Raw genomic sequence first — 26,042 nt, forward strand, 5'->3', positions numbered from 1 at the left:
ATATACATCTTTACCTTGGTAACATGACCAAGGTCAATTTTCTGTTCTGCCACTACTGCGAGTCGCTGGCGATAACGGCATCGGTATCAGTATCGGCAACCGGACGGTGCTGTTGGCGTCTCTTGCGTTTGCGCACCATCGGCGGGCAGCGGTGCTCATCCCAGTACGTCACCTGGCAATCCAGGCAGTAGTGGCACTCGTTGTCGATAATCTCACCGGTTGGTTTGATCGCGCCGATCTGGCAGTCATGGGCGCAGGTCTGACAGGGATGGCCACACTCGACCCGCCTGCGTAACCAGTCAAAGACCTTGAAACGGGTGACGAAGCTCAATGCGGCCCCCAAGGGGCACAGGTACTTACAGTAAAACTTGCTGTTCAACACCGTTAGAGCGAGCAGCGCGAGCGCATAAAAAACAAATGCAGGTGGTCGCTGAAACTGCATGACGAATACTGTTTTGAACGGTTCTACCTCGGCAAGACGCGCGGCGTTGGCCATAGAGTCCAGGGCGAGCCCGCAAATGGCAATCAACAGCAGGTACTTTATAGCCCATAGTCGTTCATGCAGGGCGTGGGGGATCTGCCAGCCGGCGAGGCCGCAGCTGCGGGATAATTTGGAAAGCAGCTCCTGGGCCGCACCGAATGGGCATAACCAGCCGCAATAAACGCCGCGGCCCCAGAGCAGTATGCTCAGCGCGACGAAGGCCCAGAGCAGGAATACGACGGGGTCCAGCAGCAGGCTCTCCCACGAGAAACCGCCGGCAAGATTGCGAGCGAATCCCAGCAGGTTGACGACAGATAGCTGTGCATGGCAGATCCAGCCAATAAAGATAACGGTGAATAGCATCCAGGCAACGCGGAATCGCTGAAAAAACAGCTTGCGCTTGACTAACCAGTCCTGCAGAAAGAGTACCAGCAACAGTACAGTCAGCGCAGCACCGAGCACGATCACCTGTAGCTTGTGTTGCTCCCAGCTCCAGTACCAATCTGGCTCCGCAGCTACCGCTGTCGTCGTTTCCGGGGGTGCATCCTGTACCAGGGGGGCGGTTGCAGTCTCGGCCGCATAGGCAGCCAGGGCGCGTTCGGCGGCCAGTGTCACCGTACGGGTAATGACCATGGCGGTGATCGTTGCCCCGCTCAGGCCATCTATGCCAACATAGCCTTCCCGATTGCGCGCGCCCACACGTATACGGTCGGTGGAGTGTTTGCCGACCAGTTGATCGACGAATGCCTTGAGATGGTTGTCGGTGATGCCAACGACCAGAATGGGCTCCTGGTGTGACAGCAGGTCGATGCCGGCGAATTTGCCATCGCTGGTGAGCGCAACCAACAGATTGATCGACGAGCCCGAATAAGCTGGTATATTGACGAAGTCGTCGGTCTGGAACAGCAGCACCTTCGAACCCGCAGGGCCATTCGCAACGTGGAGAGCCGGGACGGCAGCGACCGGGCTGATGGTCGTTACGCCGGGCAGCAGCCGCTGTGCGTCAGCCAGGTTGACTGCGTGAGATGCCGCGGGGGTCAGCAGCAGGCACACCACTACCCACAGCAGTCCTGGTATTATTGAGTGGCAGTTAGACACAAATTCACCTGTAATGCGGATTGCGGCCAGCATAGGCAAGCTCTTATAAGATGCAAATGATTTGCATCATTTTATTGTGGCGCGTGTTGCTGTCTACTGCGCGTATGAATCGGTTTGCGCTTCTTTTGCTTCTATCGTGGTGCCAGGCGGTCCCGGTCAGTGTAGCATCAACCGCCGCAGACGATGCACTGGTCAATGAGCGGTTGACCGCAAGCGGGGCAGCGATGGAGCGCCATTGGCAGGTTGACTGTCAGGCCGCATTGGTTGCGCTGACCACGCCCATCGGGTCTGTTCCCGCCGGGGCGCGCGCCGCGCTGGGCGAGACGTTGCGCAAATGCAGGTTTATCTACCAACCCCCGGGGGAGAGCGCTGCAGGTGCTTGTCCGGATTACGCGGCGCTGCTGCAAGCATGGCAGGGTCTTGATGACGCAACTTTGAAGGCCCAACTGGAACACAGCCAGCACTGTCCCCCAACTTTGGAAATGAAATGAAAAGCACGATGTATAAAGCAGCCAGGACCACCACCTTATGCGGCCTCGCACCCACTCTCATGCTAGTGGCGCAGGACAGTGCTGGCGGCCCCGTAGGCACCCAGGAGCTGGAAGAAGTGGTGGTTACAGCCAGCCGTGTGGAAGAGCGGCTGCTGAACAGCAGCGCAAGCCTGACCGTGTTGACCACGGAGGATCTTTCCCGCATGACCGGCAGTGGTGTTGCCGACTTTCTGCGCGATGTGCCTGGATTACAGGTCTCTGATTCCGGGCAGGCCGGCCTGAAGCGCATCCGAATTCGCGGCGAGGACTCCCGCCGCAGCGCAATTCTGGTGGACAGCCATGAACTGGCGGATCATAGCGAGGTGGGGACACCGCTGACCATACACCCGGATATGATCAGCCGTATTGAGGTTTTACGCGGCTCTGGCTCCGTGCTTTACGGCTCCAAAGCCCTGAGCGGAGTCACCAACCTGATGACCCTCAAGGGTGGCACCGCTCCGTTGCAGGCCACAGTGAAAGGCGGCTATGACGGCACCACAGGCGGGGACAGCTTTTTTGCCAGCGTGCACGGTAATGTGGATGGCTGGAGTTATCGCCTTGCCGGTGCCGACAGTGACCACGGGCTGCGCCGCACGCCGGACGGCCGTGTCGACAACACGGCGTTTGAGAACCAGGGCTATTACGGGTTTCTGGAAAAGTCCGCAGGCAACCATACGCTCGCCCTGACCTGGGATCGCTACGAGTCCAGCTCCGAGATTTTCGTTGAGGAGTCTGTGCGCACCACGTTTCCGGTCACGGATCTGAAGCTGAGTACGCCGCAGCGTGACCGCGAGCGGTTTGCGGTGGATTACCACTGGGAGCCCGGTGCGTATGCGCTGGATCGATTGACGGTTACCGGCTTCGTTCAGGACAGCCTGCGCAATTTCGTCACTGAGACCGCAACGGTTTTCTTCCAGCGTGACATCGATACCCAAAGCACTCTGCGTAGCGACGGTTTACTGGTGCAGGCAGACTGGTTGCCGCTGGGTGATCACAGCCTGATCAGTGGTCTGCAATACAGTAATGATGATGTAGACCAGACGCGTCAGGTCGATACCTTCTCCTGGACGCCGGCAGCGGTAACGGGCATCGAACGTATCGAGGATGAAGCACATATACGCACGCTGGCACTGTTCCTCCAGGACCGCTGGACGGTAAGCGAACGGCTGACAGCAACGGCAGGCGTGCGTTATTACCAGGTAGACGGTGAGTTGGACGAAAGCGATCGGCCCGGTTTGAGTGCCGGCTCCCTCGACTCAGACAGCCACCTGATCGCCTCAGCCGGGCTGAGCTGGACGCTGCAGGGCGGCAGTGTGCTGCGTGCCAATGTTTCCGAAGGTTACCTGTACCCCTCCCTGATGCAGCTTGCGACCGGCGCTTATGCCGGGTCCAGCTTTATCAACCCCCAGAGCGACCTGACGGCGGAAACTAGCGTTAACTATGAGCTTGGCTGGCGTTTGATGAGTGACCAGTGGACGGTGGATACCGCTGCATTCTACGCCGACTCCGAAGACTATATCGATCATGTTTTCTGCACCGAGGTCGACGAATGTCTTGGCTTCAATGACAAAATCTACCGCAATATCGGCTCTTCGAAAGCCTACGGTGTTGAACTGTACCTGGCCTGGCAAGATCAGGATCAGCGATTGCGGCCCTATCTGAACCTGACCTGGATGCAGCGCCAGAACGACTATGGCGACTTCGATACCTGGAAAACAGGCATTCCCTCGCTCGCCGGTCGAGCTGGCCTTGTTCTGGAGCCTGGCCTGCCCGGTGCATGGTCCTCTTTATGGGCAGACCTTTACCTGCGCGGAGAAAGCGCATCGCAACTGCAGGAGCCGGGTCGCCGCGGCATTGTCGAAACCACGCGCAGTGGCTGGTCGACAATCAATGCAGCGGTTGGCATGAGCCTGGGAGAAAGTGTTGTGCTGGCAGTGGATCTGCAGAACCTGCTTGACAGGCGTTATCGGGAGTCTGCCGAGAACCTGCTTGCACCCGGTCGCAGCGCATCCATGAAGCTGACCTGGAATATCAAATGACAGCGTCAGGCTTGCGGCAATTTCATTTAATGCATATCATGTACATGTTTATAAACTGCACGGTTAATCCGGTTAAGTCTCACAACTAACAAACAGAATCGGGGAGAAATCCAATGTCCGAAGTGCTCACGAGATCAGCGGCACGAAATATTTTTTATGGAGGCTCGCTGTTCTTTTTTATATTGTTTGCGGGCCTAACGGCGCATACCCACTGGTACATGGTGAACGTGTCCACCAATAGCGAGACCCTCACTGAGGAGGTGAAACGCGGCAAGCATGTCTGGGAAGAGCACAGCTGCATCAACTGCCACAGCATCCTCGGTGAAGGCGCTTACTTTGCCCCTGAGCTGGGCAATGTGTGGACGCGCTATGGCGGGAGAGACAACCCTGAGGCAGCACGCGCCGGGCTCAAAGGCTGGATTCGCGCACAACCCCTGAATATCCCTGATCGTCGTGTCATGCCTAAAATTGATCTGAGCGAAGACGAGTTGGAAGCTCTGGTCGATTTTCTGCAATGGACAGACTCCATCGACACCCAGGACTGGCCGCCCACCCCGGCGGGCTAAGGTGCAGGACATTCTGCAATCATCACGGCACGCAACAAGTTTACTGTTAGAGGGTTATAACAATGAAATATGAAACACAGCGGGTGGCCTATCCGTTCTTCGCGGTCGCAATGGCACTCTTTGCCTTGCAGATCGTGTTCGGGATTATGGCAGCAACGGTCTATATCATGCCCGAGTTTCTGGCAGAGGCCATGCCTTTCCATATCATGCGGATGAGCCACACCAACTTATTGGTGGTATGGCTGCTCCTGGGTTTTATGGGCTGTACGTATTACCTGATGCCGGAAGAAGCCGAGCAGGAAATTCACAGCCCCATGATTGCCTATGTGCAGTTGGCTATTTTTGCAGTCGCCGGTGCGGGTGCGTTGCTCAGCTACCAGCTGGGTATTCACGAGGGGAGGGAGTTCCTGGAACAGCCACTCTGGTCCAAAATCCTGATTACCGTGTCTTTCCTGATGTTCCTGTATAACACCAGCATAACGCTGGTCAAAGGGCGCAAAACCGCCATTAACCTGGTATTGATGCTGGGTCTCTGGCTGGCGGCGGTGTTCTGGCTGTTCGCCTTCTTTAATCCCAGTAACCTCGCTGTCGACAAGTTGTACTGGTGGTGGGTCGTTCACCTTTGGGTGGAAGGTGTGTGGGAGCTGATCATGGCGTCTCTGCTGGCCTACCTGCTGATCAAGATGACCGGTGTAGACCGGGAAGTGATCGAAAAGTGGCTCTATGTGATTATCGGCCTGGCACTTTTCTCCGGCTTGCTGGGTACCGGGCACCATTACTACTGGATTGGTGCACCGAGTTACTGGCAGCCCCTGTCCAGCATCTTCTCTACCCTGGAAGTTCTGCCTTTCTTCGCCATGGTGATGTTTGCCTTCTTCATGTTCTGGAAAGGCCGTCGTAATCACCCCAACAAGAGCGCCATGCTGTGGACGCTGGGCAGCGCCACGCTGGCATTCTTCGGTGCGGGCGTCTGGGGCTTCATGCACACCCTGTCATTCGTCAACTACTATACCCATGGTACTCAGGTCACCGCTGCACATGGACACCTGGCGTTCTTTGGTGCCTATGTGATGATGATTCTGGCAGTGATAACCTATGCCATGCCCCAGTTGCGCCGGGTACAGCCCTATAACCAGATTCTCAACATGTGGAGTTTCTGGCTGATGAGTTCGGCAATGTGCTTTATGACCTTCACCCTTACTTTTGCTGGTGTGGTGCAAACCCACTTGCAACGCGTGATGGGAATGAACTTCATGGAAGTACAGGACCAGCTGCAGTTGTTCTACTTTATGCGCCTGGGATCGGGCGTTGTAGTCGCCGTAGCCGCCATAATTTTCTTCATCTCTATCTTCGGCCCGGTGAAGGAACAAGCCGCGGCCACTGGCGAAAGCTAGTTCACACACGGCGCGGCTGCTATCCGCGTCGCTCTAGTCCCCGCTTTCGCGGGGACGACATCTGATATAATCAAAGGATTCCCGCCATGGCGGACCACCGCCGGCGTGGGGATGCCTGGAATCCGAGTTGCAGGAGTTAAGCAATGGACACCGCAGCGACTGCTGAGTCTCATATACCGCACGAGATCCCCTTTTATGAACCCGTGGGGAACGAGTGCCAGCTCTTCGAGCGCGCCTACCAGCAGCGCCTGCCGCTGCTGCTGAAAGGCCCCACCGGCTGCGGCAAAACCCGCTTTGTCAGCCATATGGCGGCCAAGCTCGGTCGTCCGCTGTTTACCGTTTCCTGTCATGATGATCTCACCGCCGCGGACCTCACCGGACGCTACCTGTTGCAGGGCGGTGAAACGCGCTGGGTAGACGGGCCTTTGACCCAGGCCGTGCGTGAGGGTGGCATCTGTTATCTCGACGAAGTTGTGGAGGCTCGCAAGGATGTTACCGTGGTCCTGCACCCGCTAACCGATGATCGTCGACTGCTTCCGCTGGAGCGCACGGGTGAACTGCTGGAAGCCCCGGACGATTTTATGCTGGTGGTGTCCTATAACCCGGGTTACCAACACATACTCAAGTCACTCAAGCCCAGTACCCGGCAGCGTTTTGTCGCCAAGAGTTTTGACTTTCCTCCGCCGGAACTGGAGCGCAATATTGTCGCCTCCGAAAGCGGGCTGGCTGCACAGCAGTGCGCTGCGTTGGTCAACCTTGCAGCTCGCCTGCGGGAAATGAAAGGGCAGGACCTGGAGGAGGGCGTCTCCACCCGCCTGCTGATCTACTGCGCCACCCTGATGGCTGATGGCATGCCGGCTACCCAGGCTGCACAGGCGACGCTGGTTGAGCCACTGAGCGATGACGCCGACGTTCAGGAGGGGCTGATGGAGGCGATTCGCGCCACCTTCGGCGAAGACTGACGGCCCCGCCCCCGTGTTTGAGTGGCTGGAATTTGAAGAGAATGTAGGGCGATTCTGGCACCGCTGGGTCTCTGCGCACAGCGCCAGTTTCCCCAGTTTTCCGGAAGCAGCCGTCACACTGGACAGTATTTCAGGGCCGCTGGCGGTATTTTTCCGCGCCGGCGGAGGTCCGGGCGGTGTTGCCGTCGCGTCCATTGCTGCAAGAGCATCCACGCACCGACTCAATCTGCGCCAGCGGCTGGGGCTGGACGAGGAGATGCTGGACATGGCCCGGCTCGATGAAGAGAACCTGCTGTTGCCGCCGCGTATCGCCCTGTTCGATGACCCCCGTCGCAATCGTGATCTGTATTTCTGGCTGGCGGCAATGCTCGCTGCCATGACGCCCACGCGTGAGTTCAAGGACCCGCTGCGCCAGAACCTTGCTGCGTTGCGTCAGGTGGTGGCAGCGACCGAGGCCGCGCTGGATGGCTTTCCCGGCTTGCGTGGCACTCACGCCTGGCTGCAGCGGGAAATGTTATCGATGCGGCCACAGCGCGACTTGCCCCCTGCCGAAGCGGCAATGGAGGAAGTGATCTGTCACCTGCTGGGCGCTGAGAACGCGCTGTCCGCAGAGGCCACAAGATACTACACCGCGGTGCGCGATACCGACATGAGCCTGCGGGAGTATCGAGCCCCGCAAAATTACCGGCAGCCGCTGCCAGTGCCGTTATGGGCTAACCTCAATCACCTGGGAACAGCTGTCGGTTTTGAAGCCGAAGACGATGATTCGGCGGAGCCGCCAGCGCCCGCCAGCGAGCAAATCCAGGACAAGCGCAAGGCCGAGCGCCGCCGTCAGGACCAGTCGGAACGCGATGACCCACTGGTCTTCAATCGTTTTGAGAAAATCTTGTCGTTCGCAGAAATGGTTAACGTTAACCGGATGGTCGATGAGGACGAGGATGAGCACGCCAAGAGCAACGCGGAGCAGATGGATGAGATTACTCTCAGTCCCAACCAGCAGCGCGCCGCATCGCAGTTGAAGATGGATCTCGATCTCTCACCCGGCGCGGTAGCGGAGGGGCAATTGACTGGCGAACATACTTATCCGGAGTGGAATTTTCGCAAGCAGCGTTATCAGCCCGGTCACTGTCGGGTGTTGAGTGGCGTACACGAGGAAGAGGGCGACCACCGGGCGCACGATGAGCAAACGCGCCGCCGTATTCGCCGCGTGAGGCAGCAGTTTGAGGCACTCAGGCCCCGCCGCGAATGGCTGCGAGGGCAGGTAGATGGCAATGAACTGGATATGGACGCGGTGGTGCGTGCCCACTGTGACCTGGCCGCGGTGGGCGAAAACAGCACCGGCCTGTATATGAGTACCCGCGCCCAGGCGCGGGACCTGGCTATCTCCATACTCATCGATGTGTCGCTGTCTACCGACGCCTGGGTGGAAGACCGCCGGGTGATCGATATTGAAAAAGAAGCGCTGCTGGTGCTGGCGCACGGTCTCGCCGCCTGCGGTGACGACTACAGTATCCAGAGTTTTACCTCGCACCGGCGTCACCGGGTCTGGGTCAATACGCTCAAGTCCTTTGACGAGCCGATGAACGAACTCACCGAGCGCCGGATAGCTGCGCTGAAACCCGGACACTACACCCGTATGGGGGCGGCTATCCGGCACGCAGCGGTAGACCTGGCCAAGCGCCCCAACCGGCATCGCCTGCTTCTGGTCCTCACCGACGGCAAGCCCAACGATAGCGACTACTACGAGGGGCGCTATGGTATTGAAGATACCCGGCGCGCGATTCTGGATGCCAGGCGGCAGGAGCTGAAAGTGTTCGGCGTGACCATAGACCGGGACGCGCAGGATTACATCGGTCAGTTGTTTGGCCGCGGCGGTTACGCCATGGTGCATAAGCCGGAGCACCTGTCACAGGCGTTGCCCGGTATCTACCGCCAGATCGTTGCCAGCTGAGATGCTGCGCATGGCGAAAGCACGATGAAAGTATCCCGCGAGGCGGTTGCGCTGGTCGCCGGTATCGCCCTGTGTATCCTGGCTGTTACCCCCTTTGTACTCGCCATCAACTACTTCGACTGGGGGGTGAGCCTTGTGTTGGCGGCGCCGGCGTTCGTCTGGCTGCTGCTGTGGGCAGGTAAAAAACTGGAACGCTGGGCCCGCAACGAGCCCGACACCCTGCCACCAGACCCCGACTATCCCGATGAAGAAGCGTAGCCAGAAGCCACTCCGATAAGCCGGTGTTGCAAGCGCATGGTCATTTCCGGGCAGGTTATTGGCTGCCTGGGAGGTATGACCGGATAATGTGTTTACGGACGGCCCCTGGCTAACCCTTCGCCGACCAGTAGCCCAAGCCTACCAGCAGGATCGTTACCGCCAGCAGACACAGAAATCCCCCGCGCCAGCCGGCGCTGGACACGCGCAGGTTGAGATAGACCATCAGAATCTGCTGTACCTTGAAACCCACGCTCAGCAACACCAGGGCGACGCTCCATATCGGCAGCGACAGCGCGCGTGATTCGTCGCTTAACTGTGCCGACCACATGGAAAAAAGCGTCAAAGCCATCAGCATTAACCAGGTCTTCAGCAGGCGGGATTGGCCAGGAAGGTCATCGGGAAGGTGTTTGTCCATGCGTTCCGGGCCTCAGCGCAACAGGTACAGTAGTGGATACAGCATGACCCAGATGAGGTCGACCATGTGCCAGAAGGCGGTGACCGTTTCCACGTTTTCCCGTGAGTTATGCCAGGTGGCCAATGCCAGCAGGCCCAGTCCGAATACCACGTGCGCCAGGTGAAATGCGGTCAGCAGATAGTAATAGCTGAAAAAAGTGTTGGTTTCAGGCGTCAGGCCGGCACCCAGTTTGTCGGCATACTCGATGATTTTAATCACGCAGAAAACCAGGCCCAGGACCATAGTCAGCGTGAGCCACTGCCGGCAGCGCCTTGAATTTCCGGCGGCAATGGCCTGTACAGCCAGCGCCGCGCCAAGCCCGCTGGTGAGCAGCACCATCGTATTGAGGCCGCCGGCCACCGGGTCCAGCAGCTGCTGGGAGGCATTGAAAAGAGCAGGCTCTTGCGCCCTTTGCCAGGCGAAAAGGATAAAGAAGGCAGAGAAGACCAACATTTCGCTGAGAATAAGCACCCACATCAGTGGGTTTCCCGGTAGCGTCGACAGTGGCCCCCAGTCGTCTTCCTGTGCTGGCGTCAAACCTTTCTGCCCAGGCCGAACAACAAGCTTTTTGGGGCGTCTATGGCCTGGTTTGACGTAAGCCGGTGAATACCGACGGCGCAGCGGGCCATCATCCAGATAATGCCGACGGTGAAAAACAGGTAGCCAAATGTCCATGCGTAAATCGAGGAGACGCCCAGCTGTCCGGCTGCCTGCCATATCAGCAGCGCGATAATCGCGGCTGCGATACCCAGCCAGAATGTGCGCACCTGAAACTGCAGGTGGGTGTCCAGCCACGCAGCGCTGCGGCCCAGTCGAAGGTGGGCGATGAGTGCGCCCAGGGGCGCGGTCACCACGGCCATGATGCTGCCAATATACAGACCATAGATGACGACGACATAGCCGCGCCCGGGTGTGCTTTTGTCTTGTGTCTCAGCGCCTGCCGAGGCTGGAGCGGTGGAAGTTGAAGGCATATTCGGTTCCATGGAGAGTCGCTGCAGCCCGCCGCTGCAGGGCTGGTCTATAAGAGGTATATACAATGCATTATATTGACTCGCACTGGTTTTGCCAGTGTGAAAGCTGCGCTGCTTACTGAAGATCGAGGGTTTTTATCAGCTCTGCTTTGCGCGGGCCTGCTACGACGTCTTCAAGAGTGTAGCGATTGAGTGTGTCCAGGAAAGCGCGCAAGCCCTCATCCAGTATACATTTCAAGCCGCAGGCCGGGGTGAGGATGCATTGATTGTTGTCGCCCAGGCACTCTGTCAGTGCCATGTCCTTTTCCATTGCCTCCACCAGATCGCCAATTCTTATCTCTGCAGTGGATATATTCAGAGACAGGCCGCCATTTTTGCCCCGCAGGGCGACTACGTATCCGCGCTGGCTGAGATCCTGGACCACTTTCATCAGATGGTTTCGCGATATCCCGTAGTGCTCGGCAATACCGCGAATAGTGATCTTTTCCTCCGGGCTGACGGCCAGGTAAATCAATACCCGCAGGGCGTAATCTGTGTACGCTGTCAGTCTCATTGGCAATGCCCACAAAAAAACAATGGTCTAGTATAGCCTAAAGAAGGATACATAATGCATCTTTGAGTTTAACCGGGCGGATACAAGCAAGGCCGCTGGAGTAACCGGCCCTGCTGGTCTTGCTGCATCGTGCTTGAAGGCATGCTCGCAGCCGGCTGTTGATCCGCTCAGGGGCATTCGCTCAGGTGGCAGGCGCTCTGGTGATCACCGTCCACGGCGATCAGTTCTGGCGCCTCCACCTTGCAGCGGGCGATGGCTTCCGGGCAGCGTGGGTGGAAGGCGCAGCCCGACGGCGGATCGATGGGTGAGGGAACGTCCCCTTCGAGCACCTGGCGCTGCACCTTGCGATGCGGGTCGGGTACCGGAATCGCTGAGATCAGGGAGCGGGTGTAGGGGTGGCGGGGTTGCCGGTAGATTGTTTCGGCGTCCGCTGTTTCCACGATTTTGCCCAGGTACATGATCGCGACCCGGTCAGAGATATGCTTGACCACCGCCAGGTCATGGGCGATGAACAGGTAGGCCAGTTTGAACTCCTGCTGCAGGTCGTTGAGCAGGTTGAGCACCTGGCTCTGTATGGACACATCCAGCGCCGAGACTGGTTCGTCGCACACGATGAGCCTGGGGTTCAGCGCGATGGCGCGAGCAATGCCGATGCGCTGGCGCTGGCCGCCGGAGAATTCAAAGGGGTACCGGGTCGCCGAGCGCGCCGGCAGCCCAACGGTGTCCAGCAACCCACGCACACGCTGGCTGCGAAACGCCTTGTCGCCGAGTTTGTGGATGATAAAGGGCTCTTCCAGAATTTCGCCTACCGTGTGGCGCGCGTTCAGCGACTCCATGGGATCCTGGAAAATCATCTGTATATGTCTGCGGTGTGGCATAAGGGCCTTGCCGCGCAGGTGGGTGATATCGGTGCCCTCGAACAACACCTTGCCGCCGGTTGGCGTATACAGGCGGCTGATGCAGCGGCCCAACGTGGACTTGCCACAGCCGGATTCTCCCACCAGGCCCAGCGTCTCGCCGGGTCGAATGGTCAGCGAGACGTCGTCCACGGCGCGATTGGACTTGCTGGCGCGCAGCAGGATGCCCTCCTTTACCGGAAAGTGCATTTGCAGCTTGTTCACTTCCAGCAGCGGTGTGCTCACAGTTCTCTCCAGCGGCCACAGCTGACCCGGTGTTGGTCGGCTATGGTTTCAATCGCCGGGGCCTGCTCGCCGCAGGCCGCTATGGCGTGGGTACAGCGATTCTGGAAGCGGCAGCCGGAGGGCAGGTCCTGCAGGCTGGGCACCATACCCTCGATGATGCTCAGGCGTGACTTGGGTTCGGTTTCCAGGCGGGGAATGGAGGCCAGCAAGCCCTGGGTGTAAGGGTGGGCAGGGCGATCAAAAATGTCGTAGACGCTGCCCTGTTCCGCCACGCGGCCGGCGTACATCACCACCACGTTGTTGCTGGTCTCGGCGATTACGCCCAGGTCGTGGGTGATCAGTATCACTGCCATGCCCATGTCTGCCTGCAGTTCGCGGATCAACTCGAGGATCTGCGCCTGGATAGTGACATCCAGGGCCGTGGTCGGTTCGTCGGCAATCAGCAGCGCCGGTTCACAGGCCAGGGCAATGGCAATCACCACCCGCTGGCGCATGCCGCCAGAGAGCTGGTGCGGGTACTCGCCCATGCGCACATCCGGCGAGGGAATGCCCACGCGGGCAAGGATTTCCACTGCGTCGCGTATGGCCTGGTCAGCACTGATATCGCGATGCAGCAGCATGACCTCAGTGAGTTGCTTGCCGATGGTCTGTACCGGGTTGAGCGCGGTCATCGGTTCCTGGAAGACCATACCGATGTCGTTGCCGCGCACCTTCTCCATCTCTGCAATCGGCAAGGTGGTCAGGTCGCGGCCGGCAAAACGCACCGCGCCGCTGACGATCTTGCCCATGGGTTGAGGCAGCAGGCGCATGATGGAGTGTGCGGTGACGCTCTTGCCGCAACCGGACTCACCGACAATCCCCAGCGTCTCGCCAGCCTCCACAGAGAAACTGACGCCGTCGACGGCGCGTACGCGGCCCTCGTCGGTGTCGAATTCGGTGACCAGGCTGTCTACCTCAAGCTGGGGCATGGGCGCTGCTTACTCTTTCCACTGGTCGTAGTAACGGATCTGCGGTTCGAAGGTCTTTCCGTCCTTCATCGCATCCAGCGTCTCCTGTTTCATCTCCTCGTCCACCCAGTGCACAAACAGCTGGCCGGAACTGCGGCTGTGCTTGTGGTTGAAAAACTCCGGGTAGCGAATCCAGCGCCAGCTGCCTACGCGATAGAACGGTTGATAGAAACCCGGCACATAGGACGCATGGTCGTGGAGAATATTACCTATCTGGTTGGCGATTGCGATCATTTCCTCCGTGTCCGCGGAGGCCCGGTAACGCTCGATCAGTGCATCGACCTCGAATACGGCAAAGGTTTCCAGGTTGTTGGTCTGGGTCTTTATCTTGCGTTCGGGATTAATACTGCCGTCGTCGAGAAAGGCGTCGTCGTACGCGTTATCCGAGTGGAAGTGCTCCCAGAAGCGCGGGTACATCTCCAGGAACACGCCAAAGCCGGCAAAGTGAATATCGTGCTGCTTTTCCTGTACTTTTTTCCAGCCGGCGGTGCCGTCCAGTACTTCCACGCGGAACTCCAGGCCTGCTCTGGCGGCTTCTTCCTTGAGTATCGTCAGCACGTCTTTCATGGTCTGGTAACCGGTGGAGACGGTGAATGCCAGGCGCTGGCCGTCCGCGTTGACCAGAATGCCGTCGGCGCCGCGCTCGGTGAATCCTGCCCTGGCGAAGTGCGCCAGGGCTTTGTCTACATCGTACTCCCGTGAACGGATGCCGGAGGCAGAGAACTCGCCGAAGCCGTCCTGTGCGCTCTGCAGGCGGTTGTAGTCGCCGCGAAAGAACTTGTCGATCACCAGTTGAAAGTTGGTGGCGTACTGTATGCCCAGGCGCACGTCCAGATTATCCAGCAGTGGACGGGCGGTGTTCATCCACAGGCCCATGTTGGGGCGCGGGCGCTGGTTGTAGAATACCGACTTGTGAATATAGCCTGCCTGCACGTCGGCGGCATCGTCGGGCAGTTTGTCGTACCAGTATTCCGCCAGGTTCAGGCCGCTCTGGTCCAGGTCACCGCGGCGGAAGGCCTCGAAGATTTTCTCCGTGTCGCGGATGACCGTGAAGTGAATACGGTCGGCATTGAAGCGATAGCGGAAGTGTTTTTTATCGTTGGCCCACCAGTCCTTGACGCGCGTCAGCGCGATGGAGCGGCCCTTCTTGATGTCCTGCTCGCGCACTGTGTAGGCCCCGGTAGTAGGCGCGACACGCCACTGGTAACGATCGACAAAGTCTTCACCCACCTCTGAGTAGAAGTGCTGTGGCTTGGGTGTCAGTTCCAGTACCTTGGAGTCGGCATCGGGCTTGGCCGCCGCCGTGGTGACGGAAAACGTCAGGTCGTCGTAGCGGGTGATATTGGTGTACATGGTGCTGTAGTAATTGTTGTACCAGGGCGCGGTGATATAAGGCGAGCGGTGGAACCAGAACATGAACAGAAAGTCGTCGGTGGTCACCGGCTCGCCATCTGACCACCGCCCCCTTGGGTCAAGGCGGATATAGAAGGTTTTGCCGTCTTCACCCCGTGCCCACTCGCTGGCCAGCCCGGGAATGAAGTCGAAGGCGTCCTGGTGGCGGAAGCCGATGCGCATTTCCACGTCATCCAGCAGCAGCGGCCGGAAGCCGCCATTGGAGTCCGGGCCTATAGTGCGCAGCGTGCGTGGGAAATCCTGCAGTGCCCGATATTCAGTCCCGCCTTTTCGGGCTTCGGGGGAGCCCATTTCCGGCAGTTCTGCACCGCTTTCCCAGGTGAGGTCGGCTGGCAGGTCAGCAATGCTCTTGAATATGAAAAAGTCCGGGTTGGCCGCGTAATAGGCCTGTACTTCTGCGCTGTTGTCGAGCGCTTCCGTTACCGCAGCGGACTCTGTCGTGCCGGCATCATCTCCACCGCAGGCGGCCAGAGCCAAGGTGGTAACGCTGGCGGCCAGCAGTCGCAGCCAGGGGCGCTCAGGGCGTGCTTTACTCATTGCGGATTCCTTATCGATATACAGTAAATTTTTTCGGGTCGAAGGACTCGCGTACCGCCTCGCCGATAAACGTCACCACGGTGAGCAATACCACCAGCGTGGTGAAGGCGGCGGAGACTATCCATGGCGCGGTGCGCAGATTGGCAGTGCCCTGCTTGAGCAACTCACCCAGGCTGGGCGTGGGCGGCGGCAGACCAAAGCCGAGGAAGTCCAGCGCGGTGATCGCCGAGATTGCCGACACCACCACGAAGGGCATAAAGGTGACCAGCGTGGCCAGCACGTTGGGCAGGATATGGCGGAACACAATGCGGGTGTCGGAGGCGCCGAGAATACGCGCCGCGGCAATATAGTCCCTCGACTTTTCCTTATACGTTTCGGTGCGCATGTTGTAGGTCATGCCGGTCCATGAAAATAGCACCATAATGAATAACAGAATGCCGATACGCGAGGGGATAGCCAGACTTGAGGGGATCACCGAGAACACGATGATCACCATGTACAGGAACGGGATGTTCGACCAGATCTCGATGACGCGCTGGAAGAACAAATCGAAAACACCGCCGAAGTACCCCATGGCGCAACCCACGGAGATGCCGATCAGGTAGACCCAGGCGGTAAAAACCAGGGCAAATACCAGCGCGATGCGGGTGCCGTAGAACAAGCGCGCGAGAATGTCCCGGCTGGTGGTGTCTGTGCCCAGGTAGTGTTGATTGTCCAGGGACGGTGGCACCGGCTTGAACATGCCCCCCTGTGCGTTGTTTTCATAAGCGTTGTAAGGCACCAGCGGCATGATGACCCAGTTGTTACCCCCCTGTGCCGCGAAGTGTGCTTTCAGTTCCCGGTAGTTGGTCTCGTAGCTGTAGTCCAGGCCAAAGTCAGTGCCCGGATGGAAGGCAGTGTAAGTGGGAAAGAACAGCTCGCCTTCATAGCTCACCAGCAGTGCGCGGCTGTTGACCAGCAGTTCACCGAAAGCGAGCACCAGCAACAGCACTGACAAGAACAGAAAGCTGTAATAGCCGCGCTTGATCTGGCGGAAGCGGCGCAGCTTTTTCAGTGTCTGTGGGTTGAAGGAAAACATGCGTTAGTTGAACCGTATCCGCGGGTCGACCAGGGCGACCAGCACATCCGACAGGATGTTGCCCACCAGTAGCAGCAGGCTGCTAATGAGCACCACGCCCATGACCACAGGGTAATCGCGGTCCAGTACGGCGGTGAGTGCCAGCAGCCCGAAGCCGTCGATGTCGAAGATTGTCTCGATCAGGAAGGAGCCGGACACCAGCAGGGTAATGTTCTGGCCGAAGGTGGTGGCGATGGGGATCAGCGAATTACGCATGGCGTGGCGGGTGACCGAGCGCCTGAAGGACACGCCCTTGGCCACGGCGGTGCGCATGTAGTCTGCCGCCAGGTTGTCCATCAGGTGGTTCTTCAGCAGCATGGTGACCAGTGCGAACGCACCGACCATATAACAGGTCAAGGGGAGTATCGAGTGCTGCAACAGGTCCAGCGCCTTGCCGCCCAGGTCCTTGTCTGCGAAGTCGTAGCTGACAAAGCCGCCCATGGGGAACCAGTCCAGGCGCACGGAGAAATACAGCAACAGCAATGAGCCCAGGGCGTAGCCGGGAATCGCATAGCCGATGAAGATCAGTACCGAGGTGGCGTTATCCACCGCCGTGCGGTGCTTGATCGCCTTTACCACTCCCAGTGGTATACACACCACGTAGGTGAGCACCAGCGTCACCAGGCCGTAGTACAAGGACACCGGGAAGCGATCCACGATCACATCCCACACCGGTTCGTTATAGCGGTAAGAGGTGCCCAGGTCTCCGGAGGCGACCTTGCCCACCCACTCCACGTAGCTTTGCAGCACCGGCTTGTCGAAACCGTAGTAAGCCTTGAGTTTGTCCAGTTGCGCCTCGGATATGGCCATACCCTGGCCGGCGGCCTGGCTGCTCATGCCAGTGGCGGCATCCATCTGCTGTGCTTCCATGATGGCGCGTTCCAGCGGACCACCGGGTACCAGGCGGGTAATAGCAAACACAATAATGGTGATACCCAGCAAGGTGGGCGGTACCAATAGCAGGCGCCTGAGGAAGTAATCGCGCATTTAGTGAGCGAGCCTTTCTGGCCAACCGGTATTGGCACGCCGGTCGTGACGACTACATTGGATATGCATGGCAGTTAGATGACCACAGACGAAAGACCCGATGGTGCCACAACCGCCGCACCGGTAGAAGGGTTACCTTATACCTGTCCAATACCCCTGAGATTTAAGCGGGATTGCCCCGCCCGCGCGCTGCGGGTGCCCGCCAGTCTTCAAACAGATCCCGGCACAGACACGCAGGCGTGAGCAGCTGGCTATTTTTACAACGGCAGTCTGCTTATGCCGTTTTATCTCGTTGGGAGCATAGCGCATTGCTGCTATCAGCCTCTCGACTCAGTAAGGAAACCGCTTGATCACGCCCAGGCGACGCGCGGCAAGCTGGGCTTTACGCTGTGTCGAGGTGATGCGCCTGGTATTGGCAGGTAAATATGCAGCCAGATCCGCGGCTTTCATCTGCTGGCATTCGGGTTTTGGATAGTGGTCGGCGTTGATCCAGCGCAGGGCGATATAGCCTTCGCGGTGGCCGGACGGATCCAGCCAGTTCGGCACGCCCGGATCGTCGTGGGCAACAACCAGCAGCAGTTCTCCGTCGTCTTCAAGCTGGGCCTGGTGACAATTGGTGTTGCACAACTGGTAGCGGTAGTCCATGGATTCCCACCAGTAGTTGCCGAACTCCACAGCCCAGTAGCTGGCCAGCGGCGGGACCACACGTATCACCAGCACTTCGTCTCTGGGGAGTTGCCAATAGCAGATCAGGGGTTCGCCGCCCGGCGTTGCATCGATCGCGTTGTCGTCCAGTTGGCGGTAGGAGACAAAGTCGTTGGGACGCGCTTTCCAGCGGTCCAGCATGTCGGCCCAATAGAATGTGGACTCTTTGACCCAGGCAGCGGAGTCGGCCAGCCCGGCCTGCAGGCGTGATGGACTCAAAACCGGGTTGTGTTCCACGTCGCTCAGGCAATCAATGCGCGCTTTCATGGGCACTTCATTTTCCCAGTCGGCAAAGAACTGGCGGAAAGTGATGCGCCAGGTGTCCGCTGTTGTTTTGATGAAGTTCCCCGGGTGCTCATCCGGTCCCACGATCAGCTCGAACGAGCCGTCTTCCTCAACGTGGAGGTCGCTGTCGATAAGGTTGCCGACCACGCCCCCGCCCCACGGGGTGTTGCCATCTTCGAGCACGGTGATCGCGAAATAGCGCGCTGTGCCGCGGTTGCCGCTGATGCGATAGGTGTGCTCCCCGTTGATGGGCGCGCCCACGTAAAGTGCATCCGGGTTGTCGCCCCCCTGTTTGCGCAGTGGATCAAAGTAGTGGAGCAGTTCGGGGAAGTCCGGGTCGGTATTTTCGAGGTTGAACTGCAGGGCAAGGGCGATGTTCCGCGCCAGCAGGCGAAAGCCTTTGGCGCGGTCTATATCATCGTTGGGCGTGGAATCCCGGAACACCAGGTCGCCGGCGCTCTTGAGTTGCTCGCAGAAATCATCCCAGCTCGCCTTGAGCTGTGCATCATTGGGGTTGTCGCCAAACATCGGTTCGCTCTCAGCTTCGGGGTGTTATATTTGTAAAGACTAGATGGATCGGTACCGACAATAAGACCGGTGTCATCAGCAAGTCAAGAAGGAGGAGGTTCGCTGTCGCAAACCCCTCGACGTGCGTTGCCGTGGAATGCCGGGAAACGATTACTATCAATACAAAAGGATCACCATCATGCACAAGTTGCGAAACAGCCTGGCATTAGCCGTTTTTGCCGGAGTGACCCATGCTGCTATAGCTGATGGCGTTACCGTTACCCCGGAGACTTACATTCGCGCCGAAACGGACACCGCTTTCGCCAATTTCCAGCAGCGCGCAGGAGGTAAGGTCAATACCAATGCCTTTGTGCGTGAGCCCGCGTTGCTCGCCGATCAGCCGGTTATCCGCATGAATCGCGACACGCTGTATGGCAGCGCCGTGATCGACACCGCAGGCGGGGCCACCGTCACGGTTCCCGGGACGGATGACGGGCGCTACCTGTCTGTGCTGGTCCTCGACAATGATCACTATGCGCCGGCCGTTTTCTACGAACCCGGTACCTACGATTTGTCGGGCGATACGCGTTATGTGACGCTGCTGTACCGCGTGCAGCTGCTTGACTACGCCGATCCCGCGGATGTGGCCGCTGCCAATCAACTGCAGGACCAGTTTGTAGTCAAGGCGGGCAGTGCCGTGCCGTTTACCGCACCGCAGTGGGACCTGGAGAGCATGCTGGCGCTACGTTCCCGGTATGAAGTGGAGTTCAGCAAGTTTGCGCAATTCGAGCCCGACTGGATGGGCCCGCGTGGTGAAGTGAATGAAGAGACACGTCATCTCGCCGCGGCCGGCGCGTGGGGGCTGTTTCCGGCAAAGGATGCGGTCTATATAAATTATGCGGGTCCGTCCGACCCGCAGCGCTGCTATACCGCAACCTATGACACCCCGGAGACGCAGGCGTTCTGGTCGATCACTGTTTATGGCAGCGACGGATTTATGAAAAGCAATGTGAACGTGATTAATGACCGCAATGTCACGCTCAACGAAGACGGCAGCTTCACCGCGTATTTCGGTTCTGAAGATGCCTGCGGCGCCAGGGCGAACCGGGTCGACATCAGCGAGGGCTGGAATTTTCTGCTGCGGATCTACCGGCCCGGCGCTGCGGTGCTGTCTGGGGAATACACCCTGCCAGAAGTGTCGATGGTGCGGTGAGAGACTATGCGCCATCGTTTTGGCCGGCAGGGATTCCGGCCCGAACGCGCAAACAAAAAAGGCCGAGCGTTAGCTCGACCTTTTTAAAATTGGTGCCCAGGAGAGGACTTGAACCTCCACGCCCTTGCGAGCACTAGCACCTGAAGCTAGCGTGTCTACCAATTTCACCACCTGGGCAGAGTTAGATGCCATGCACCTCCCCGGGGAGCGCAGTCTGCTGAACCAGGTTCAGGGCTTGCTCGTGCCGGGACTCCGGGATCGACGTTGCTGATCCTTGAGGGCGCGAACTTTACTGGCCCGCTGATTTTTTGTCAATGCTGTGCGGGCAAAAACGCGACGGGTTGACGGTGTTCTTGTCATCTCCCTGATCGGGTCTAATATGAGGGCTGGATAAACTAATTATAAGAAGGCCACGCCGATGAACTACGATGAGCTCAACCTGGACCATTTCATGGAGGGATTGGCCAAGCGCAATCCCGGCGAAACGGAATTTCACCAGGCCGTGCACGAGGTTGCCGCCAGTGTCATCCCGTACGTTCGTGACCACGAACGCTATCGCAAGTCACGCATTCTGGAGCGGATGACCGAGCCGGACCGCACGGTGATCTTCCGCGTGGTGTGGGAAGATGACGAGGGCAATGTGCGTATCAATCGCGGCTATCGAGTGCAGTTCAACAACGCCATCGGCCCCTATAAAGGCGGGCTGCGCTTTCACCCCTCGGTAAATTTGTCCATTCTCAAGTTCCTCGGCTTTGAGCAGACCTTCAAGAACAGCCTCACCACTCTGCCCATAGGTTCCGGCAAGGGCGGCGCTGACTTTAACCCCAAGGGCAAATCAGATGCCGAGGTAATGCGCTTCTGCCAGTCCTACATGACGGAACTGTGGCACCACATCGGCGCCAACGTAGACATCCCGGCGGGCGATATCGGTGTTGGTGCCCGCGAGATCAGCTATATGTTTGGCCAGTACAAGCGGCTGGCCAAGGAATTCACCGGCGTGCTCACCGGCAAGGCACTTGAGTTCGGGGGCAGCCTTATTCGCACCGAGGCCACAGGTTACGGTAACGCCTTCTTCATGCAGGAGATGCTGGCCCATCGGGGTGACGGTATCGAGGGCAAGACCTGCGTGGTCTCAGGGTCAGGTAACGTGGCCATATTCTGCGCAGAAAAGCTCATCCAACTGGGTGGCAAGGTGGTGACGTTGTCTGACTCGTCCGGGTACATTCACGACCCGGATGGGCTGGACATGGAGAAGCTGGCCTGGATGAAGGATCTCAAACTGGTGCGCCGTGGCCGCATTGCCGAATATGCCGAGCACTTCGGGTGCTCGTTTCATGAGGGTCGACCCTGGGCCGTGCCCTGCGACCTGGCCTTCCCCTGTGCGACCCAGAACGAACTGGAGGAAGGAGATGCCCGTACCCTGGTCAGCAATGGTTGTCTGGCGGTATCCGAGGGCGCGAATATGCCCACCACAATCCCCGCAGTTGATGTTCTGCACCAGGCCAAAATACTTTATGGCCCGGGTAAGGCCGCGAACGCCGGTGGCGTGGCGGTGTCCGGCCTGGAAATGAGCCAGAATAGCCAGCGCCTGGCCTGGTCGGCAGTAGACCTGGAGGGGCGGCTGCAGCAGATTATCACCGACATCCACCGCCAGTGTGTGCAGCACGGGCAGGAAGGGGATCACGTGAACTATGTAACAGGCGCCAATGTGGCGGGCTTTATCAAGGTCGCGGATGCCATGGTGGCTTACGGGGTGATTTAAGCAGTAGTCCATTCTGCGCTGGGCGCGATCGGGCGAGGGCTGCGCCCGGTCGGGAAAGTGCCGCTTTCGGGGCCGCAGTGACGTATACTTGCCTTTTAAGCAAAGGCCCCAACTACATGGCCCGGAAAGATAAGACCATCGCCGACCCGCACGCCGAACGCGAAGCGGCCAATTACGACAACCCCATTCCCAGTCGGGAAGTTATCCTCGACGTTCTGCGCGAGGTTAACAAGCCGCTGGTGCACAGCAAGCTGTGTAAAAAGCTTGGCCTGACGGAGGGAGAGCAAACCGACGCCCTGCGTAAGCGCCTGCGCGCCATGGAACGCGACGGCCAGATCATGTCTGACCGCAAGGGTGCCTATGGTCTTGTCGACAAGATGCACCTGGTGCATTGCAAGGTGCAGGGCCACCGCGACGGTTATGGTTTTGCCATGCCGGTGGGCGAGGGCGAGGACATCTATCTTAATGCCCGGCAGATGCATTTCGTGTTCGACGGTGACGAGGTGCTGATCATGGTCACCGGCGAGGACCGCCGTGGCCGCCTGGAGGGCAAGGTGGTAGAGGTGCTGGCGCGCGGCATCACCAGGGTGGTGGGCCGCTACCAGGAAGAAAGCGGTATCGGTTTTGTGATTCCGGACAACGGGCGCCTCACGCACCAGTTCCTGATTCCACCCAACCAGAAGCAGGGTGCCAAAAACGGTCAGATCGTCACCGCGGAAATCACCGACTATCCCACGCGTCGGCTGGGCGCCAAGGCACGGATCACCGAAATACTGGGTGATCACCTGGACCCGGGGCTGGAAATCGACGTGGCCATACGCTCCCACGACATCCCCTTTGAATGGCCTGAGGATGCTCAGCGCGAGGCGGCAAGTCTTGATGCTGAGCCGGCCGAGGACGACAAAAAACATCGGGTGGATCTGCGCAAGCTGCCTTTCGTCACCATCGACGGTGAGGATGCCCGCGACTTTGACGACGCAGTCTACTGCGAGAAGCGCCTCGGCGGCTGGCGCCTGTTTGTGGCCATTGCCGACGTCTCCCATTATGTGCGCCCTGGTATGGCGCTGGATGAAGAAGCTGCCAAACGCGGCAACTCCGTGTATTTCCCCGAGCGCGTGGTGCCCATGCTGCCCGAGGCACTGTCCAACGGATTGTGCTCGCTGAAACCGCGTGTGGACCGCCTGGCCATGGTGTGCGAAATGAACCTGTCGCGTCAGGGCAAGCTCACCAAATATAGTTTTTACGAATCGGTAATACATTCTCATGCCCGGCTGACCTACACGCAGGTGGGAGAGGTGCTGGATCATGGCAGTCATCCTGATGTGGATGCAGAGCGTGAACCCGACCTGAAGCGCCTGCATGCGCTATATAAAGTACTGCGGGGCGCACGCGAAAAGCGCGGTGCCATCGACTTCGATACGGTAGAGACGCGCATCATCTTTGATGAACAGAAGAAGATCGAAGCGATTGTGCCGGTGGTGCGTAACGATGCGCACAAGCTGATTGAGGAGGCCATGCTCTGCGCCAATGTGGCCGCTGCGAATTTCTTTGAGGCGAATGATTTACCCATTCTCTATCGGGTGCACGAGGGGCCCGGTGAAGAAAAGCTGGAAGGTCTGCGCAAGTTCCTGGGTGAACTGGGGCTTGAGCTTCGGGGTGGTGTCAAGCCTACGCCGCTGGATTATCAACACCTGCTGGAGCACATTGCCGGTCGTGATGACGCCAACGTAATCCAGACCATGCTGTTGCGCTCTCTCAGTCAGGCCAAATACCAGCCTGATAATGGTGGGCACTTCGGCCTCCATTATGACGCCTATGCTCACTTTACCTCACCTATCCGCCGCTACCCAGACCTGCTGGTGCATCGCGGCATCCGCGCAATGGTACGCCAGAAAAAGTCGGCTGAAGGTGTGCAGAGGGTGAAGGGTGCGCAACCGATACCCAGGCAGCAGATTTTTCCCTATGACATCCATGCCATGACGGTATGTGGTGAGCAGTGCTCCATGGCTGAACGGCGTGCCGATGATGCCACCCGTGAGGTGGATGCCTGGCTCAAGTGTGAGTATCTGCAGGAGCACGTCGGCGACGAGTTCGACGGTGTGGTGGCTGCAGTGACCAGCTTTGGTTTGTTTGTTCAGCTCAGCGACCTGTTTATAGAGGGCCTGGTGCATATCACTGCGCTGCCCGGTGACTACTACAACTATGACCGCGCCAAGCAGCGCCTCACGGGCGAACGCACCGGACGTAGTTTCCAACTGGGCGGCAAGGTGCGCGTGCAGGTCGCCAGGGTTGATCTCGATGATCGCAAGATCGATCTGGAAATGATTGACGCCGGCGGCTCGCAGAAAAAGAAAACAGGTAAAGGCAAGGGCGATCAGGCGCCCAGGCGCAGGAGTGGAAAAAAAGGCGGTTCAGGGCAGCAGGGCCAGGCAAAAGCCAAGTCTAAGGCCAAATCCAAGACCGAGCCTAAGGCCAAATCCAAGCCTAAGCCTAAAGGGAAAACCGGGACGCGTCGCCGGCGTTGAGCGGCCGGATAGAGGGGATAGACGCTGCGCGGTGCGCACCCTGCGGGGGTGGGATGCACATGACAATCGATGCATTATGCACAGGCCGCGCAAGCTGCAATCAAAACAATGCCTGACACCCGCATGATGTGAAATTTACACCCTGGACCACTAGCCCATATTCTTAGGGTGCGCACTGCGCACCAATAAGCCCGGAAGAACCCGACCCATGCAATACATATACGGAATCCACGCTGTCGACAGCCTGCTGCGCCAGAACCCGAAGTCCGTGCAGCGCCTCTGGCTGCAGCAAGGCCGCGAAGACAAGCGTATCTCTGCTCTCCTGGAGCTGGCGCAGAACCAGGGCGTGACCGTCCTTCGGGAGCCGCGTAAGGGTCTGGACGCCATGGTCAGCGGCCGACACCAGGGTGCTGTGGCCGAAAGCCTTGATATCGCCGCCGATGGCGAAGGCTCACAATCAAACCTCTGGCAGGAATCCGACTTGCTGCGTTTGGTGGATGAGCAGCAGGCGCCTTTACTGATTCTGGTGCTCGATGGCGTCACCGACCCCCACAATCTCGGCGCATGTCTGCGCAGTGCCGACGCTGCGGGTGTGCACGCCGTCGTCGTGCCCAAAGACAACTCAGCGGACCTCAACCCCACCGTGCGCAAAGTGGCCTGCGGCGCCGCAGAGGTGGTGCCGTTTGTCAGGGTCACCAATATCGCTCGTACACTCGCGGCATTGAAAGCCCGCAATGTGTGGATCTATGGTGCGGCTGGTGAAGCCGATAACACCATATATGACAATGACTTACGCGGCTCCATGGCGCTGGTGATGGGCGCCGAGGGCAGTGGGCTGCGTCGCCTCACCCGGGAACATTGCGACTTTCTCATCAGGTTGCCCATGGCAGGCTCGGTCAGCAGCCTGAACGTGTCGGTGGCCACCGGGATCTGCCTGTTCGAAGTGGTGCGGCAGCGAGGGTAGGGGCTAGATCACCGCGGGGAGATCCAACGCTTGCTACCCCTGCTCAAACTCTATACAATCCGCGCCTCAAAATTTGCCCGGAGGCCCCGTGCCCCCGATCCTCCTTGCTACACCGCCTTCACGAGAAGCGACGGGTAGCATTAACCCGTAAGGAGCTATTCAATGCGTCATTACGAAATCGTATTTATGGTCCATCCGGACCAGTCAGAGCAAGTGCCCGGCATGATCGAGCGCTACTCCAACACCATCACTAAAGATGGTGGCCAGGTACACCGCCTGGAAGACTGGGGCCGCCGCCAGCTGGCCTACCCCATCAACAAGATTCACAAGGCACACTACGTGCTGATGAACGTGGAAGCGTCCAACGACGCTCTGGACGAGCTGACTACAACCTTCCGTTACAACGACGCCGTGATCCGTAACCTGGTGATCCGCCGCGACGAGGCCGTGACTGATGAATCCCACATCATGAAGGCCGAGAAAGAGTCTCGCGAGCGCAAGACCCGTTACGAAGAGCGCAAGGCAGCTGAGGCGCCCGCCGCCGAAGAGACGCCTGCTGCACCCGCTGAAGAGCCGGCCGCCGAGCCTGCCGCCGAAGCTGAAGAGTAAGAGAGGAGTATT

At 58.8% G+C, this 26,042-nt stretch carries 23 protein-coding genes and 1 tRNA gene; 12 read left to right on the plus strand and 12 right to left on the minus strand.

Annotation, left to right across the window (positions count from 1 at the left end):
• Window positions 1–52 precede the first annotated feature (52 nt).
• On the minus strand, window positions 53–1,612 hold the full coding sequence (locus tag C0039_RS11310; RefSeq protein ID WP_075999185.1) for a 4Fe-4S binding protein: 1,560 nt from the start codon (window positions 1,610–1,612) through the stop codon (window positions 53–55).
• A 17-nt stretch (window positions 1,613–1,629) separates the two neighbouring features.
• Between C0039_RS11310 and C0039_RS11315 the strand changes: the two genes are divergently transcribed.
• The 7 genes from C0039_RS11315 to C0039_RS11345 all read left to right on the plus strand — a co-directional run bounded on the left by C0039_RS11315 (window position 1,630) and on the right by C0039_RS11345 (window position 9,279).
• The gene (locus C0039_RS11315; protein WP_133125985.1) at window positions 1,630–2,070 is read left to right on the plus strand and encodes a hypothetical protein; all 441 of its coding nucleotides are present in this window, start codon (window positions 1,630–1,632) and stop codon (window positions 2,068–2,070) included.
• On the plus strand, window positions 2,067–4,148 hold the full coding sequence (locus tag C0039_RS11320; RefSeq protein ID WP_101518110.1) for a TonB-dependent receptor plug domain-containing protein: 2,082 nt from the start codon (window positions 2,067–2,069) through the stop codon (window positions 4,146–4,148). Before C0039_RS11315 ends, C0039_RS11320 begins: the two co-directional genes overlap by 4 nt.
• 113 nt (window positions 4,149–4,261) lie before the next feature.
• Entirely contained in the window at window positions 4,262–4,714 is a 453-nt protein-coding gene (locus tag C0039_RS11325; RefSeq protein ID WP_075999182.1) for a c-type cytochrome, read from the plus strand.
• 62 nt (window positions 4,715–4,776) lie between these two features.
• Window positions 4,777–6,108 (plus strand): cbb3-type cytochrome c oxidase subunit I, encoded by a 1,332-nt coding sequence (locus C0039_RS11330; RefSeq protein ID WP_075999181.1) that lies wholly within the window; start codon window positions 4,777–4,779, stop codon window positions 6,106–6,108.
• Between the two features lie 143 nt (window positions 6,109–6,251).
• Window positions 6,252–7,070 (plus strand): CbbQ/NirQ/NorQ/GpvN family protein, encoded by an 819-nt coding sequence (locus C0039_RS11335; protein WP_075999180.1) that lies wholly within the window; start codon window positions 6,252–6,254, stop codon window positions 7,068–7,070.
• A 13-nt stretch (window positions 7,071–7,083) separates the two neighbouring features.
• The gene (locus C0039_RS11340; protein WP_075999179.1) at window positions 7,084–9,021 is read left to right on the plus strand and encodes a nitric oxide reductase activation protein NorD; all 1,938 of its coding nucleotides are present in this window, start codon (window positions 7,084–7,086) and stop codon (window positions 9,019–9,021) included.
• Window positions 9,022–9,045: 24 nt separating this feature from the next.
• Complete coding sequence (locus tag C0039_RS11345) at window positions 9,046–9,279, plus strand: hypothetical protein (protein WP_075999178.1); 234 nt, start codon at window positions 9,046–9,048, stop codon at window positions 9,277–9,279.
• Window positions 9,280–9,388: 109 nt separating this feature from the next.
• On the opposite strand, the gene C0039_RS11350 is transcribed toward C0039_RS11345, so the two are convergent.
• The 10 genes from C0039_RS11350 to C0039_RS11395 form a co-directional block, all read right to left on the minus strand.
• On the minus strand, window positions 9,389–9,694 hold the full coding sequence (locus C0039_RS11350; RefSeq protein ID WP_075999177.1) for a cytochrome C oxidase subunit IV family protein: 306 nt from the start codon (window positions 9,692–9,694) through the stop codon (window positions 9,389–9,391).
• A gap of 12 nt (window positions 9,695–9,706) precedes the next feature.
• Window positions 9,707–10,270 (minus strand): cytochrome c oxidase subunit 3 family protein, encoded by a 564-nt coding sequence (locus C0039_RS11355; RefSeq protein WP_075999176.1) that lies wholly within the window; start codon window positions 10,268–10,270, stop codon window positions 9,707–9,709.
• Window positions 10,267–10,704: a DUF4870 family protein gene (locus C0039_RS11360; RefSeq protein WP_076002120.1), complete on the minus strand. Its 438-nt coding sequence runs from the start codon at window positions 10,702–10,704 to the stop codon at window positions 10,267–10,269. Before C0039_RS11360 ends, C0039_RS11355 begins: the two co-directional genes overlap by 4 nt.
• Before the next feature lie 115 nt (window positions 10,705–10,819).
• Window positions 10,820–11,257, minus strand: coding sequence for an RrF2 family transcriptional regulator (locus tag C0039_RS11365; RefSeq protein WP_075999175.1), 438 nt, complete (start codon window positions 11,255–11,257; stop codon window positions 10,820–10,822).
• Window positions 11,258–11,424: 167 nt separating this feature from the next.
• A complete protein-coding gene (locus C0039_RS11370; RefSeq protein WP_279304929.1) occupies window positions 11,425–12,399 on the minus strand; it encodes an ABC transporter ATP-binding protein in 975 nt (324 codons plus the stop codon).
• A complete protein-coding gene (locus tag C0039_RS11375) occupies window positions 12,396–13,367 on the minus strand; it encodes an ABC transporter ATP-binding protein (RefSeq protein WP_101518111.1) in 972 nt (323 codons plus the stop codon). Before C0039_RS11375 ends, C0039_RS11370 begins: the two co-directional genes overlap by 4 nt.
• A 9-nt stretch (window positions 13,368–13,376) precedes the next feature.
• Window positions 13,377–15,356, minus strand: coding sequence for an extracellular solute-binding protein (locus C0039_RS11380; protein ID WP_101518112.1), 1,980 nt, complete (start codon window positions 15,354–15,356; stop codon window positions 13,377–13,379).
• A 10-nt stretch (window positions 15,357–15,366) separates the two neighbouring features.
• Window positions 15,367–16,434, minus strand: a complete 1,068-nt coding sequence (locus C0039_RS11385; RefSeq protein WP_101518113.1) for an ABC transporter permease — start codon at window positions 16,432–16,434, stop codon at window positions 15,367–15,369.
• A 3-nt stretch (window positions 16,435–16,437) separates the two neighbouring features.
• Window positions 16,438–17,460, minus strand: coding sequence for an ABC transporter permease (locus C0039_RS11390; protein WP_075999171.1), 1,023 nt, complete (start codon window positions 17,458–17,460; stop codon window positions 16,438–16,440).
• Window positions 17,461–17,790: 330 nt separating this feature from the next.
• Window positions 17,791–18,978 carry a DUF1214 domain-containing protein gene (locus C0039_RS11395; RefSeq protein ID WP_075999170.1) on the minus strand — a complete coding sequence of 396 codons (1,188 nt, stop codon included), beginning with the start codon at window positions 18,976–18,978 and terminating at the stop codon, window positions 17,791–17,793.
• A gap of 178 nt (window positions 18,979–19,156) precedes the next feature.
• On the opposite strand from C0039_RS11395, the gene C0039_RS11400 reads away from it, so the two are divergent.
• Window positions 19,157–20,170 carry a DUF1214 domain-containing protein gene (locus C0039_RS11400; RefSeq protein ID WP_084179253.1) on the plus strand — a complete coding sequence of 338 codons (1,014 nt, stop codon included), beginning with the start codon at window positions 19,157–19,159 and terminating at the stop codon, window positions 20,168–20,170.
• A 90-nt stretch (window positions 20,171–20,260) separates the two neighbouring features.
• Here the strand turns inward: C0039_RS11400 and C0039_RS11405 are convergent.
• A tRNA-Leu gene (locus C0039_RS11405) sits at window positions 20,261–20,347 on the minus strand.
• 241 nt (window positions 20,348–20,588) lie between these two features.
• Between C0039_RS11405 and gdhA the strand changes: the two genes are divergently transcribed.
• The 4 genes from gdhA to rpsF all read left to right on the plus strand — a co-directional run bounded on the left by gdhA (window position 20,589) and on the right by rpsF (window position 26,030).
• Window positions 20,589–21,932, plus strand: coding sequence for an NADP-specific glutamate dehydrogenase (gdhA, locus tag C0039_RS11410; RefSeq protein ID WP_101518114.1), 1,344 nt, complete (start codon window positions 20,589–20,591; stop codon window positions 21,930–21,932).
• Between the two features lie 116 nt (window positions 21,933–22,048).
• Window positions 22,049–24,457, plus strand: coding sequence for a ribonuclease R (rnr, locus tag C0039_RS11415; protein WP_101518115.1), 2,409 nt, complete (start codon window positions 22,049–22,051; stop codon window positions 24,455–24,457).
• A 208-nt stretch (window positions 24,458–24,665) separates the two neighbouring features.
• The gene (gene rlmB / locus C0039_RS11420) at window positions 24,666–25,421 is read left to right on the plus strand and encodes a 23S rRNA (guanosine(2251)-2'-O)-methyltransferase RlmB (protein ID WP_101518116.1); all 756 of its coding nucleotides are present in this window, start codon (window positions 24,666–24,668) and stop codon (window positions 25,419–25,421) included.
• 162 nt (window positions 25,422–25,583) lie between these two features.
• The gene (gene rpsF, locus C0039_RS11425) at window positions 25,584–26,030 is read left to right on the plus strand and encodes a 30S ribosomal protein S6 (RefSeq protein WP_075999155.1); all 447 of its coding nucleotides are present in this window, start codon (window positions 25,584–25,586) and stop codon (window positions 26,028–26,030) included.
• Window positions 26,031–26,042: the final 12 nt, after the last annotated feature.

Source organism: Pseudohalioglobus lutimaris, from assembly GCF_002866825.1.
Classification (GTDB): Bacteria; Pseudomonadota; Gammaproteobacteria; order Pseudomonadales; family Halieaceae; genus Halioglobus; species Halioglobus lutimaris.

Coding starts and splice junctions, on each gene's coding strand:
- C0039_RS11310 (WP_075999185.1), bottom strand. CDS start 1,612: ATGCTGGCCGCAATCCGCATTACAGGTGAATTTGTGTCTAACTGCCAC.
- C0039_RS11315 (WP_133125985.1), top strand. CDS start 1,630: ATGCAAATGATTTGCATCATTTTATTGTGGCGCGTGTTGCTGTCTACT.
- C0039_RS11320 (WP_101518110.1), top strand. CDS start 2,067: ATGAAAAGCACGATGTATAAAGCAGCCAGGACCACCACCTTATGCGGC.
- C0039_RS11325 (WP_075999182.1), top strand. CDS start 4,262: ATGTCCGAAGTGCTCACGAGATCAGCGGCACGAAATATTTTTTATGGA.
- C0039_RS11330 (WP_075999181.1), top strand. CDS start 4,777: ATGAAATATGAAACACAGCGGGTGGCCTATCCGTTCTTCGCGGTCGCA.
- C0039_RS11335 (WP_075999180.1), top strand. CDS start 6,252: ATGGACACCGCAGCGACTGCTGAGTCTCATATACCGCACGAGATCCCC.
- C0039_RS11345 (WP_075999178.1), top strand. CDS start 9,046: ATGAAAGTATCCCGCGAGGCGGTTGCGCTGGTCGCCGGTATCGCCCTG.
- C0039_RS11350 (WP_075999177.1), bottom strand. CDS start 9,694: ATGGACAAACACCTTCCCGATGACCTTCCTGGCCAATCCCGCCTGCTG.
- C0039_RS11360 (WP_076002120.1), bottom strand. CDS start 10,704: ATGCCTTCAACTTCCACCGCTCCAGCCTCGGCAGGCGCTGAGACACAA.
- C0039_RS11365 (WP_075999175.1), bottom strand. CDS start 11,257: ATGAGACTGACAGCGTACACAGATTACGCCCTGCGGGTATTGATTTAC.
- C0039_RS11375 (WP_101518111.1), bottom strand. CDS start 13,367: ATGCCCCAGCTTGAGGTAGACAGCCTGGTCACCGAATTCGACACCGAC.
- C0039_RS11380 (WP_101518112.1), bottom strand. CDS start 15,356: ATGAGTAAAGCACGCCCTGAGCGCCCCTGGCTGCGACTGCTGGCCGCC.
- C0039_RS11385 (WP_101518113.1), bottom strand. CDS start 16,434: ATGTTTTCCTTCAACCCACAGACACTGAAAAAGCTGCGCCGCTTCCGC.
- C0039_RS11390 (WP_075999171.1), bottom strand. CDS start 17,460: ATGCGCGATTACTTCCTCAGGCGCCTGCTATTGGTACCGCCCACCTTG.
- C0039_RS11395 (WP_075999170.1), bottom strand. CDS start 18,978: ATGTTTGGCGACAACCCCAATGATGCACAGCTCAAGGCGAGCTGGGAT.
- C0039_RS11400 (WP_084179253.1), top strand. CDS start 19,157: ATGCACAAGTTGCGAAACAGCCTGGCATTAGCCGTTTTTGCCGGAGTG.
- gdhA (WP_101518114.1), top strand. CDS start 20,589: ATGAACTACGATGAGCTCAACCTGGACCATTTCATGGAGGGATTGGCC.
- rnr (WP_101518115.1), top strand. CDS start 22,049: ATGGCCCGGAAAGATAAGACCATCGCCGACCCGCACGCCGAACGCGAA.
- rlmB (WP_101518116.1), top strand. CDS start 24,666: ATGCAATACATATACGGAATCCACGCTGTCGACAGCCTGCTGCGCCAG.
- rpsF (WP_075999155.1), top strand. CDS start 25,584: ATGCGTCATTACGAAATCGTATTTATGGTCCATCCGGACCAGTCAGAG.